Here is a 12607-nt window from a genome sequence, read left to right on the forward strand (position 1 = left end):
GGCTCTCACATCGGCAGGGCCGTCCTCGCGGGCGGCACGCGACCGCCAGCGAGGACCTCCGTGAGCTCCCTCAGTGCACCCGCATCCCCGGCTTCGCCCCCGAGTCCGGCGACAGGAGATGCACCGTCTCGTCCCCCGCCGCGAGCACCATCCCCTCGCTGAGGCCGAACTTCATCTTCCGCGGCGCCAGGTTGGCGCACACGATGACGAGCCTGCCGATGAGATCTTCCGGCTTGTAATACGCCTTGATCCCGGCGAACACCGTCCTCCGCGCCTCCCCGCCGAGCGAGACGGTCAGCTTGAGCAGCTTCTTCGCCTCGGGCACGTGCTCCGCCGCGACGATTCGCGCGACGCGCAGGTCGACCTTGCTGAAGTCGTCAATCGTACACTCCGGCGCGAGCGGCTCCTTGGCGAGCGCCGCGCCGTCGTCCTCCGCGGCCGCGCCGCCGCCCGCCGCCTGGCCCGCCTCGGCGCTCGCCCCCGCCGCGCCGCCCGGCGCCGCCGCCTCCTCGGCAGGACGGCCCTCCGCGATCATCTTCTCCACTGCACCCGGCTCGACCCGCTTCATGAGGTGCTCATACGCGGCCACAGGCGTCCCCACAAGCGGCGTCTTCGCGAGCTCCCACCGGTCCATGGGACACCCGAGCAGCCGCCCGACGTCGCCGGCCAGCTTCGGGAGCACCGGCGCCAGGTAGAGCACGATCTGCCGGAACAGGTTGAGCGCCACGGTGCAAACGGCCTGCACCTCCGCCTTCTTCTCGGGCTGCTTCGCCAGCGCCCACGGCTGCATCCGGTCGACATACTCGTTCGCCCGGTCCGCCAGCGCCACGATGCTCCTCGTCGCACGCGCATAGTCGAACGCCGCGTACGCCGCCCCGATCGCGTCGCCCTCCGCCGCCGCCGCCGCGAACAGGCCCCCGTCCTCCGGGTAGACCGCCGACAGCCCCGCCTGCGCCACGAAGCGCGACGACCGGCTCGCCAGGTTCACGACCTTGTTCACGAGCTCGGCGTTCACCTTGTTCACGAGCTCTTCCAGGTTCAGATCGATGTCGTCGACCTTCGAGCTCAGCTTGCTCGCGTAGTAATAACGGAGGTACGCCGGGTCGAGGTGCTTCAGGTACGTCGATGCCAGCACGAAGGTGCCCTTGCTCTTCGACATCTTCTCTCCGTTCACGGTGAGGAACCCGTGCACCTGCACGCGCGACGGCAGCGAGAAGCGCGCGCTCTTCAGCATCGCCGGCCAGAAGAGCGTGTGGAAATACACGATGTCTTTCCCAATGACGTGGACGACCTCCGTCTCTTCGGATCGCCACCAGTCGTCGAACGCCTCGCCTTCCCGGTCGCACCACTCCTTGCTCGCGGCCATGTACCCTATCGGCGCGTCGAACCAGACATACCAGTAGTTCCCTGGAGCGTCGGGGATCTCGAACCCGAAGTACGGCGCGGGGCGCGATACGTCCCAGTCGCGGAGCGGCTCCGACAGGAAGTGCCCCGCGAGGTAGTTCGCGATCTCCTTCGGCATCCGCCCCTCGCCCTGCGTCCAGGTCGACAGGAACGGCCGCTCCGGCTCGATGGCCACCATGAGGTGCTGCGCGCTCCGCACCTCGGGCCGCGCGCCCGTGAGCGCGCTCCTCGGCTCGACCAGATCGGTCGCGGCGTAGGTCGAGCCGCACCGGTCGCAGCTATCGCCGTACTGGTCCGGGGCCGCGCACTTCGGGCAGGTGCCCTTGACGAAGCGATCCGCCAGGAACATGCCCTCCTGCGGATCGAAGAGCTGCGTGACCTCCTTCGTGGTCACCATGCCGCGCTCGCGCAGCGACGCCCAGATCTCCTCGCACAGCGCGCGGTTCGCGGGGGAGTTCGTGCTGCCGTAGTGGTCGAACCGGATCTGGAAGGCCGCGAAATCGCGCTGGTGCGCCGCGCTCATGTCCGCGATGACGTCGGCCTCGCTCCGCCCCTCTTGCCGAGCGCGGATCATGATGGCCGTGCCGTGGGTGTCGTCGGCGCACAGGTAAATGCACCTTCGCCCGGTCATCCGCCAATAACGGGCAAAGATGTCGGTCTGGGTGTACTCGACGAGGTGGCCGATGTGGATGTGCCCGTTGGCGTAGGGCAGCGCGCTGGTGAGCAGGAGCCGTTTCATGCTGCGCTGGACTTTGCACGAAATCCCGGCCGGATGCGAGCGGCCGATGCGGCGCGGCGCGCGCTATCCAGCGGACGCGCGCGGAAAGCTGCCCCGCGCGGACACGATACCGGACGTGCGGCTGTGGACGGAGCCGGCCGCAGCCCTAGATACGCAGTGAACCAGTCGACGAGGAGGGGATCATGTCATCGAGGCACCAGCAACAACGTGGCAAGGATGGACAGACGCGAATCCACGAGGCCCAGCCGCTACTCCGGCAGCGAAGCCCCGAGATCCAGCCTTTCGGGACGCTCGTGGAGTATCAGCTGGCGCTGAGCGTAAAGACTCGCACGGCGAGCGTCAGCGCGTTGAATCAGATCCTGGCGGACACGCTCGTCCTGCGCGACATGTACAAGAAACACCACTGGCAGGTCTCCGGACCGACCTTCTACCAGCTCCACCTCCTCTTCGATAAGCACTTCAACGAGCAGAGCACGCTCATCGACCTGCTCGGCGAGCGGGTGCAGACGCTGGGCGGCGTCGCGGTGGCCATGGCGCACGACGTCGTGGAGATGACGAAGGTCGAGCGGCCGGCCCGCGGCCGCGAGCAGGTGCCGGTGCAGATCTCGCGCCTGCTCGACGCCCACGAGGTGGTCCTCGCGGACACGCACGAGGCGTTGAAGGCGACGGCGACGGGTGACGACGCCGGCACCGCCGACCTGCTCATGGGCGAAGTCCTCCGCATGAACGAGATGCACGTGTGGTTCCTGTCCGAGCACCTCGTCGACACGCCCCTCGTCCGCGCCACCTGAGCGCCCCGCGCCTGCTAGCGGCGCGCGGGGGCGTTCCTCCGTCCCCCTTCCCCTCGCCCTGCCAGAGACCGCCCCGGAAATCGACCCGGCGCGCGTAACCTTTCCGGCCCCCCGATCGTGGTACCGCCAGGAAAGGGGTCATGTGATGCGTACTACAAAAGACGTGGTGGTGATCGGCGGCGGGCTCGCGGGCCTGGCCGCGGCGGCGTACCTGGGCCGGGCGGGTCGGTCGGTCGCCCTCGTCGAGAAGGCGCACGCGCCGGGCGGCCGCGCCTCCACGCAGGAGAGCCACGGCTTCTCGCTGAACCTCGGCGCCCACGCGCTCTACCGCGGGGGCGCGGCGCACGAGGTGCTCCGCGAGCTCGGCGTCCGGTTCACCGGCGCGCCGCCCTCCCAGTCGGGCGCGCTCGCGCTCGACCGCGGCGTCCTCCACACCCTGCCGTCCGGCGCCCTGTCGCTCCTCACGACGGGCCTCTTCCCCCTCGCCGCGAAGGTCGAGATGGGGCGCGTCCTCAGCAGCCTCGCCGCGGCGAACCCCGCGCCGCTCGCGTCGGTCCCGGTCTCGGCCTGGCTCCGCGACGCCTTTCGGACGCCCGAGGTGCGCCGTTTCGTCGGCGCGATCGTCCGGCTGTCGACCTACTGCGCCGACGACGATCGCCAGAGCGGCGGCGCGGCGCTCGCGCAGGTGCAGCTCGCCCTGAGCCACGGCGTGCTCTACCTCGACGGAGGCTGGAGGACCCTCGTCGACGGCCTGCGCGACGCCGCCGTGGCGGCCGGCGTGGAGATCCTCAGCGGCGTGCGCGCGACGCAGATCGCGGCCGAGGGCGGCGCCGTCTCCGCCGTGGATCTCGCGAACGGCGACCGCCTCGGCGCCGGCGCCGTGCTCATCGCCGCGAGCCCGCGCGCCGTGGCCGCGCTCGTGCCTACGAGCGCGGCGCTCGCCGCGCACGCCGAGCGCGCCGTCCCGGTCCGCGCCGCGTGCCTCGACGTCGCCCTGTCGAGGCTCCCTCGCGCGCGCCCGGGCTTCGTGCTCGGCATCGATCGCCCGCTCTACCTGTCGGTCCACTCCGACGCCGCGCGCCTCGCTCCCGCGGGCGGCGCCGTGATCCACACCGCCCAGTACAGCCCCGAGCTCGCCGGCCGCGACCCCGAGCACGAGCTCGAGGATCTGCTCGACCGCGCGCAGCCCGGCTACCGCGACGCGTTCGTCGAGCGCCGCTTCCTGCCCTCGCTCATCGTCTCCAACGCCGTGGTCACGGCGGAGGGCGGCGGCCACGCAGGGCGCCCCGGCGTCCGCGTCGCGGATCTCGACGGGCTCTTCCTCGCGGGCGACTGGGTCGGGCCGACGGGCATGCTCGCCGACGCGAGCCTCGCCAGCGCGCGGGACGCCGCGAGGGCCATCCTCTCGCGCCGCGCGCTCGACCGCGCGGCGTGACGGGGTTACCCGACGCGCCATGAGCAGCTCCACGGCCTCTCCTGCCCCGAGCGCGGGGCTCGCCGCCCCCGGCTTCGTCGCCGCGAGCTACCGCGAGCACGAGCGCTTCCTCTGGGCCCTCTCCTACCGGCTCACCGGCAGCGCCGCGGACGCGGACGACATCGTGCAGGAGACGTTCGTCCGCGCGCTGGAGCGCCCGCCCGCGCGCACCGGAGAGCCCGTCCGCCCCTGGCTCGCGCGCGTCGCGCTCAACCTCGGCCGCGACGCCCTCCGGCGCCGCAAGCGCCTCGCCTACGACGGACCGTGGCTCCCCTCCCCGATCGAGGCGGAGCCCGAGCCCCCGTCGTTCGAGATCCCCGGCAAGGACGGCACCGAGGGCCGCTACGACCTCCTCGAGAGCGCGTCCTTCGCCTTCCTGATCGCCCTCGAGGCGCTGACCCCGCAGCAGCGCGCGGTGCTCCTGCTCCGCGACGTCTTCGACTACTCGGTGCAGGAGACCGCCGCCGCGCTCGACCTGTCGGAGGCCAGCGTGAAGACGACGCACCACCGCGCCCGCCGCGCCCTCGAGCCGTACGAGCGCGACCGCTGCCGCCCCTCGCCCGAGCTCGTCGAGCGGTCGGGCGCTGCGCTCGTGCGCTTCCTGCAGACCCTGGCGACGCAGGACGTCGCCGCGATCGAGGCGCTCCTGAGCGAGGGCGTCCGCGTCATCAACGACGCGAACGGCGAGTTCAAGGCGGCGCGCCGGATCGTCGTCGGCCCGAACCGGGTCGCGCGGTTCTACATCGGCCTGCTGAGGATCGACGGCCCCGGAGCGCTCCGCCACGAGCTGCGCCTCATCAACGGCCTCCCTGCGGTCGTCATCGAGCGCGGGAGCACCGTGGAGAGGCTGGCGCCCCGGTTCGTCATGCGCTGCGAGATCGACGCGAGCGGCCTCATCACGGCGATCCACACCGTGCTGGCCTCGCACAAGCTGACGGCCGTGAAGGCGCTCGCTCCGTGAATGCGACGACGGGGGAGCGCAACGACGAGGCCGGCAGGGTGAGCAGCGAGGAGACAGCCCCCTGCCGGCCGAGCACTGGAGTGAGTCGTGTCGCGGGGCGTACTTCGGCCGGCGAAGTAGATACTGTCGGAGCAACATAGCGCCGTCTGGCGCTCATGTCCATAGCGGAACAGCCCGCTCGCTCAGGGGGCTTTGCCGCCTCCCTGGGCCCGTTCGCGGTGCGCCTCTTCGATGAAGTGACGAACCTCCTTGTCGATGGCGGCGATCGCCACCCCCTTGAAGGGGCGCATCAGGAGAGGCACGTCGAGATCCACGTCCACGGCGCCGGGGCGGAGCTCCATGCTGCCTTTGAGCTTGACGCCCTTCACCGAGAAACCGAGCTCGGCGCGCCGCGGATCGCGCCACACGAGGAAAGGCTCGTACTCGGCGTACCGCTCTCGGTACTGCGCGATCGCTCGTTCGGTGGCCAGCTTTGCCTCGCTGTCGCTCAGGTCGTGCTCAATCGTGTGCTTCATGATGGGACCTCGCAGTTCGTATCAGGGCACATCGCGAGAATCGGCCAGGGGACCGTCCGCCGTGAGGCGTCGCTCGCGGGCGCGGCGCCCGGCCGAGTTCCATCGGTGAGATATCACGGATGCGCGGGGCACGCGGCCCTCCGGCGCTCGTCAGCACCGCGCATCGCTCGCCCGCGCTCTGTGACATTTCGCCACGCGGCGGGACTGCGGGTGTTCGTGGGCGGCCGACCCGGGCCATCGCCGTGAAGGCACCTCACGCCGGAGGGCGCCTTTCCACGGACCGGACGGCGTGCCTGCGCCGGAGGCCTGCGCCGGAGGCCGCCCTTCGCGCGGGGGCGCCGCGGCCCTGCGCCCCCTCAGTGGCCAGTGGTCACCGAGCCCGGCCTCGCGTAAAGACAACCGCCGCCGTGGACCTCCTGTATTTCGCGCTGCTCTGCTCCGTGCTCATCTTCGTGCACGAGCTCGGCCACTTCGTGTGCGCGAAGATCTTCGGCGTGAAGGTCCTCACCTTCTCGATCGGCTTCGGCCCCCGGGTGCTGCGCCTGCGGGGCCGGGAGACGGAGTACTGCGTCGCCCTCCTGCCCCTCGGCGGCTTCGTGAAGATGCTCGAGGAGAACCGGCAGGAGGCCGTGCTCCCCGAGGATCGCAAGCGCACCTTCGAGTCCCAGGCGCTCTGGAAGCGCGTGATCATCGTCATGGCCGGCCCGGCGATGAACGTGCTCTTCCCGGTGCTGCTCTACTTCGCCGTCTTCATCGGGGAGACCCGCTTCGTCCCGCCGACGGTCGGCGTGGTCCTGCCGGGGCACCCGGCCGAGGGCCGGCTGATCCCGGGCGATCGCATCCTCGAGGTGGACGGCGAGCGCGTCAGCACCTTCGCCGAGCTGCACCGGATCGTGACGAAGAGCCCCAACCAGGAGCTCCGGCTCAAGGTCTTCCGCAACAAGGAGCACGTCGAGGTCACGGTCGTCCCCGAGGAGAAGGTCGTCCAGAAGCCGCTCGAGATCGTGGACCGGGTGGGCGAGATCGGCGTCCGGCCGAGCCGCCCCGCCGCCGTGGTGGGCGTCTCGCGGCCCGACTCGCCCGCGTTCCGGGCCGGGCTGCGCACGTTCGACGTCGTGACGGAGGTGCGCGGCACGCCCGTGAAGACGTTCGCCGACCTGGAGCTCGCGCTCGAGGAGAGCCGCGGCGCCACGGTGCCGGTCACGTACCTGCGGCCGGTCACTGTCCCGCGCGCGCTCGGCGGCCTGGCCGAGCTCGCCGTCTACGAGTCGGGCGTCGCCGCGCTGACGCCGGAGAGCGGCCACGGCGACCTGCTCGCGCGGACCGGCATCGAGCCGGCCGACCTCTACGTCGCCGAGGTCCCCGAGGGCTCGGCCGAGTGGGACGCCGAGCTCCGGCCGGGCGATCGCATCACGGAGGTCGACGGCGTCGAGGTCACCGCCTGGTCGACGTTCGTCGAGCGGCTCTTCGCGGCCCCGGATAGATCGCACGTCATCACGTGGCAGCGCTCGGGCCAGCGCAAGAGCGGCACCATCGAGCTCCGCCGCGAGGACTGGATCGACGAGTACGGCCAGCACCGCCCGCGCTTCTACCTGCGCGCGTCGAACTGGTCGCCGATGGTGGCCGAGCCGTTCGTCGACAGCCCGTCGGCCTTCCAGTTCGCCCTGGAGAGCGCGGTCGACGAGACGTACGACGTCATCCGGTTCATCGTGGTCGGGATCGTCCGCATCATGGAGGGCAAGGTCAGCATCTCCACGCTGGGCGGCCCGATCACGGTGTACGACGTGATCGGCGAGGAGGGCGCGAAGGGGGTCAGCTACTTCGTCTGGGCGATGGCGGTCATCTCGATCAACCTCGGGCTCATCAACCTGCTGCCCATCCCGGTGCTCGACGGCGGCCACCTCCTGTTCTTCACGTTCGAGGCCGTGCTGCGGCGCCCGCTGCCGCTGCGCGTCCGCGAGATCGCGAGCCTGGTCGGGCTCGTGGTGCTCATCGGCCTGATGGGCATCGCCTTCAAGAACGATGTCGAGCGCCGCTGGGACGTGATCCAGGGGCAATTCAAGGAGCTCGTTGGCTGACCGGGGCCAAGGTGACGGGCGCGACGGGGGCCGCGGCGCGGCGCGCCCGCCGCACCCGATCGAGAGCGGGCCGCGCGCTGTCGCGGCGCGCGTGCTCGCGCGGGTGTGGGGCTCGGAGGCCTTCGCCTCGGCGGCCCTCGACGCCGAGCTGCGCCGCGCGCAGGCGCTGGACCCGCGGGACGTCGGCCTCGCGACGGAGCTCGTCTACGGCGTCCTGCGCGCGCAGGCGGCGCTCGAGGCGCGCATCGCCGAGTTCGCCGCGAAGAGCCGCTGGACGACCGACCCGCTGGTGCGCGCCCACGTGCTGATGGGGGCGTACTCGCTCTGCTTCCTCGATCGCGTCCCCTCGTTCGCCGCGGTCTCGGAGGCGGTGGACGGCGCCCAGGCGGCCGGCGGGCCGCGGGTCGGCGCGTTCGCGAACGCCGTGCTGCGCCGGCTCGCGGCGGCCGTGGAGTCCGGCGGTCGCCCGCCGCTCGCGAGCGCGGTGGTCGCCTCCGCGCCGGGGTGGCTGCGGGGCGCCCTGCGGCGCTCGCTCGGCCGGGCCGCGGCCGAGGCGTTCCTGTCGGCCGGCCCGGTGCCGCCGCCGACCGGCCTCTGCCTCGCCCCCGGCGAGGACCGCGGCGCGTGGATCGAGGCGCTGCGGGCCGCCGCGCCCGCAGCGACGTTCGAGGCGGGGCGCGTCTCGCCGGCCGCGATCGTCGCGCGGGGCGCGGGCGATCTCCGGCGGCTCCCGGGCTTCGGCGCCGCGTGGATCGGCCAGGAAGAGGGGGCGCAGGCGCTCGCCTTCGCGCTCGGCGCGCGACCCGGCGAGGCCGTGCTCGACGCCTGCTCCGGCCGGGGCAACAAGTCGTGGCTCCTGTCGCGCGCGGTGCTGCCCGGCGGCGCGGTGGACGCGGCGGATCTGTACCCTGCGAAGCTCTCGCAGCTCCGCGCGGCGCTGGGCGCGCCTCCCGTGAGCGCAGAGGGCGCAGGCGCGGAGGCCGGCGATGCGCAGGGCGGCGCGCTCGGGCGGGCTGCGGCCTCCGTGCGCGAGACCTACGCCGTCGACTGGACGGTGGGCGCGGGCGACGTCCCCGAGGGCTACGACCGGGTGCTCGTCGACGCCCCATGCTCCGGGGTGGGCACGCTGCGGCGGCGCCCGGAGATCTCGCTCCGGCGCGAGGCGGACGATCTCCCGCGCCTGGCCGACCTCCAGGTCGCGATCGCGCGCCGCGCCGCGACCCGCGCCCGGGACGGCGGCCGGCTCGTGTTCGCTGTGTGCAGCGTGCTGCGCGAGGAGTGCGAGGCCGTGGCGGCGCGGCTCGCGGCCACGGCGGACGACGGCCTCGGCGTCCGGCTGGAGCCGGCGCCGTTCGACGCGGAGCTCGCGCGGGAGCTCGCGGGCGGCGGCGACGCGTTCCGGCTGCTGCCGCACGTGCACGGCACAGACGGGTATTTCGCCGCGATGTTCGTCGTGCGGCGGTGACGACGGGTGATGGCGCGTGACGACGCGCCCGTCCGCCGTCCTTGTACGATGGTAGGCGGATAAGAGCAGCTTGACTTCCGGACAGCGTTTGGACTTGCTAACGGCGTTTTGGCGGCAGCTGCCCATCCGCGAAGCGCCGCCGCCAGCTGTCGGCGAATGTAAGGAGGTGGGGTTATTGGTGCGATAGCCGCAATTTGTCTCCGCGGTGTTTCTTATCGCTAGGCACTCGCTTCGCGTCGCCGCACACTCGTACGGTCAGGGAACTTAACAAACCTTCTGAGTAGCGTGAATCCTGCGCCGAACCTCCTGCCCAACACCCCGGCCGAGCTCGGGCCCGGGTCCGTGTTGGGTCGTTACGAGCTGCTGCTGCCGATCGCGGCAGGCGGCATGGCCATGGTGTGGGCAGCGCGGCTGAAGGGAACGCGCGGCTTCCAGAAGATCGTCGCAGTAAAGACGATGCTGCCGACGCTGTCCGAGGACGACCAGTTCGAGCGCATGTTCCTCTCGGAGGCGTCGCTCGCGTCGCAGATCCGGCACCCGAACGCCGTCGAGATCCTCGACCTCGGCGAGCAGGACGGCGTGCTGTTCCTGGCGATGGAGTGGATCGACGGCATTCCGCTCAACCAGGTGATGAAGGTCGCGAAGCGGCAGAACGGCATGCCGATCCCGATCGCGGTGCGCATCGTGGCGCAGGCCTGCGCCGGCCTGCACGCCGCGCACGAGCTCAAGGACAAGAGCGGCAAGCTCGTCGGCCTTGTGCACCGCGACATCTCCCCGCAGAACATCCTGGTCACGTACAACGGCCTGGCCAAGGTGGTGGACTTCGGCGTGGCCAAGGCCACGGCGCTCAACGACAGCACGACGCAGGCCGGCCAGCTCAAGGGCAAGGTGAGCTACATGGCGCCGGAGCAGGTGCGCGGCGACGCGATCGACCGGCGCGTCGACGTGTTCGCGATGGGCATCGTGCTCTACACGCTCACCACCGGCAAACACCCGTTCCGCAGGGAATCCGAGGGCGCGACGCTGTTCGCCATCTCGTCGACGGACCCGGTGGAGGCGCCGCACGAGTTCCAGGCCGACTACCCGGCGTCGCTCGAGGCCGTGCTGATGCGCGCGCTCGAAAAGGAGCGCGACGAGCGCTACGCCACGGCCAACGAGCTGATGCGAGCGCTCGACAAGGCGCTGCCGCCGAGCCAGCGAGCCACCGACGAGGACGTCGCCAATTTCGTCCGCGAGCTGTTCGAGGACCAGCAGGAGCAGACGCGCGCGGCCCTCACCGAAGCGCTGGAGCGCGCCGACCGCAATCAGCTGAGCAACAACTCCGGTGTCTCCGACGTGACCGGCCGGAGCCCGTCGTCGGTGAGCGCCTTCAGGACCGTCAACCTCCGCGGCGCAGCCCCGGGCGTGGCAGGAAAGATCACGCTCGACGACGAGATCCCGCCGTTCGCGCGCTCCAGGAGCCGCGCGCTGCCCGCCGTCGTGATCCTTGGTCTCCTCGCCGCCGGCGTGCTCGCCGTGCTGCTCCGGAGCGGCGACGCACCAGCCCCGCTTCCTTCCGGCGCCGCGCCTGCCGCCCCGGCGTCCGCCGCCCCGGCGCCCGCGCCTCCCAAGGCGGAGGCGCCCCCTGCGACCGAGCTCGACGCGCCCCCGAGCGAGCCTTCTGCCCCCGTCTCGGCCAGCGCAGCGCCGACGCCGGCGCCGCTCCCGGCGTCACCCGCGCGCACGGCGCCCCGCCGTCAGAACAAGCCCGCCGAGCAGACCAAATCGCCGAGCCCAACGCCAACCCCCACGCCGCCGAAGTCGTGGAAGCACGATCCGGGGTTCTAGTACTACAGTTGCAGTTTGCTGCCTGGCGAACTGGCGCAACCATCTAAGCCTCGGGATGCTCGACGTCGGGCTCGGCGGGACGGTGGGCACCCGGGCTCTGCAGCTCGCACCAGGTTTGCGCGGAACCGCATTGGAACCGCATTGACGAGTCGTCCGGCCCGGAGCATGTGCAACTGTAGTACTAGAGCGGGGCGCATCTTCGTGCGCTACGGGCTCATCCGCGTCGTTCGGCTCGCTGCGGCGTACTTTCGTACGCCTCACTCGCCTGCCTAGCGGCTGAGCCCGTAGCGCACGAAGATGCACCCCGCTCTAGGCGAGTTCGACTCCCTCAGAACGTTCCTGAGAGACTCGCGCCAATCTCGGATCCGCCCGCGACGGGCACGAGCTGGAGCGAGGTCTTCTCGGGCTCTTTTGGCTTCCTGCTCTGAAGGAGCAAGATCGCGGTCGCCGTGCCGACCGCGACGACGCCGACGCCGAGCGCCACCTGCGCGCCGTAATGATAGAATTTGAGGTCGTCGTAGCGCGACTGCATGGAGGGCGGGCACGATTTGCCTTCCGCGCCGCAGGCGTCTTCCAGATCCTTGAGCGCTGCCTGGCGGAGCCCGAACAGCACCCCGGAGCCGATCAGGCTCGCGGCGCCGACGCCCCCGATGACGTACGGCACCACCTTGGACGGCGGCCTCTCCCGCAAGGCGCCCGCCTGGATCAGCAGCTCTTGCGGCAATGCTTCGAGCGTCACCTCGACGCGCGTCACCCCCTCCTCTTTGAGCTCCACCGTTTGTTGAAACGGCTTGTAGTTGGGAGCCTTGGCGGTGAGCGCGTGAGGCCCGGGATCGAGCGGCACCTCGACGCCGATGGACGTCCCGCCGAGGGCGATGCCATCGAGCGCAATGGCCGCGGAGGCCGCCCCCTTGCCGCGCACGATGACGAGCTTCGGGATCCGGGCGCGCAGCCGGCCGATCGACTGATCGACCTCGGCCCGAAACTCGGGCCCGACGGCGTCGGCCTCGGCGAGCGCCAGCTCGTAGCCACCGAGCGCGGCCACGAGCCGCCCCAGATTCTCCTCGCACACGGCGATGTGGAAGCGAACCTGCGGCGTCATCCGCACCTGGCCGACCTCTCGAAACCGCTGCAGGGCCGCGGCCCAGTTGCCTGCCTGCTCGAGCTCCGTCGCCTGCTGAAACTGCGCGCGGGCTTGCTTGAGCTCGTCGGTGTCCTGCGCGAGCGCGGGCGCCTCGAGCAGCAGCAGCAGCACAGCTGCGACGCGGAAAATTCGCGGGAAATTCCTCATGCGGCGCTCGCCATGGTGACTTGACGCCTCCGCTCCTGTCAACGTGGCGGCGCGGCCTTCGC

9 protein-coding genes are annotated in these 12607 nt (G+C 71.5%); 6 read left to right on the forward strand and 3 right to left on the reverse strand.

Going from position 1 to position 12607, the window contains the following annotated elements:
• Positions 1-70: 70 nt before the first annotated feature.
• Entirely contained in the window at positions 71-2143 is a 2073-nt protein-coding gene (metG, locus tag WMF19_RS44375; RefSeq protein WP_437895905.1) for a methionine--tRNA ligase, read from the reverse strand.
• Positions 2144-2325: 182 nt separating this feature from the next.
• Here metG and WMF19_RS44380 point away from each other — a divergent pair, with 182 nt between their 5' ends.
• The 3 genes from WMF19_RS44380 (at position 2326) to WMF19_RS44390 (ending at position 5369) form a co-directional block, all read left to right on the forward strand.
• A complete protein-coding gene (locus WMF19_RS44380) occupies positions 2326-2934 on the forward strand; it encodes a Dps family protein (protein WP_437895906.1) in 609 nt (202 codons plus the stop codon).
• A gap of 145 nt (positions 2935-3079) precedes the next feature.
• Positions 3080-4369: a phytoene desaturase family protein gene (locus WMF19_RS44385; RefSeq protein WP_437895907.1), complete on the forward strand. Its 1290-nt coding sequence runs from the start codon at positions 3080-3082 to the stop codon at positions 4367-4369.
• Between the two features lie 19 nt (positions 4370-4388).
• Positions 4389-5369, forward strand: coding sequence for a sigma-70 family RNA polymerase sigma factor (locus WMF19_RS44390; protein ID WP_437895908.1), 981 nt, complete (start codon positions 4389-4391; stop codon positions 5367-5369).
• Positions 5370-5551: 182 nt separating this feature from the next.
• Here the strand turns inward: WMF19_RS44390 and WMF19_RS44395 are convergent, their stop codons facing one another.
• Positions 5552-5884: a polyhydroxyalkanoic acid system family protein gene (locus WMF19_RS44395; protein ID WP_437325681.1), complete on the reverse strand. Its 333-nt coding sequence runs from the start codon at positions 5882-5884 to the stop codon at positions 5552-5554.
• A 407-nt stretch (positions 5885-6291) separates the two neighbouring features.
• On the opposite strand from WMF19_RS44395, the gene rseP reads away from it, so the two are divergent.
• From rseP to WMF19_RS44410, 3 genes are all read left to right on the forward strand, one after another.
• Positions 6292-7962 carry an RIP metalloprotease RseP gene (rseP, locus tag WMF19_RS44400; protein WP_437325682.1) on the forward strand — a complete coding sequence of 557 codons (1671 nt, stop codon included), beginning with the start codon at positions 6292-6294 and terminating at the stop codon, positions 7960-7962.
• A complete protein-coding gene (locus WMF19_RS44405; protein ID WP_437895909.1) occupies positions 7955-9427 on the forward strand; it encodes an RsmB/NOP family class I SAM-dependent RNA methyltransferase in 1473 nt (490 codons plus the stop codon). Before rseP ends, WMF19_RS44405 begins: the two co-directional genes overlap by 8 nt.
• 285 nt (positions 9428-9712) lie before the next feature.
• The gene (locus WMF19_RS44410; RefSeq protein WP_437895910.1) at positions 9713-11254 is read left to right on the forward strand and encodes a serine/threonine-protein kinase; all 1542 of its coding nucleotides are present in this window, start codon (positions 9713-9715) and stop codon (positions 11252-11254) included.
• A gap of 328 nt (positions 11255-11582) precedes the next feature.
• Here WMF19_RS44410 and WMF19_RS44415 read toward each other — a convergent pair whose 3' ends face one another.
• Positions 11583-12545: a PEGA domain-containing protein gene (locus WMF19_RS44415; RefSeq protein WP_437895911.1), complete on the reverse strand. Its 963-nt coding sequence runs from the start codon at positions 12543-12545 to the stop codon at positions 11583-11585.
• Positions 12546-12607: the final 62 nt, after the last annotated feature.

It is taken from the genome of Sorangium sp. So ce124, from assembly GCF_051525235.1.
GTDB lineage: Bacteria > Myxococcota_A > Polyangia > Polyangiales > Polyangiaceae > Sorangium > Sorangium atrum.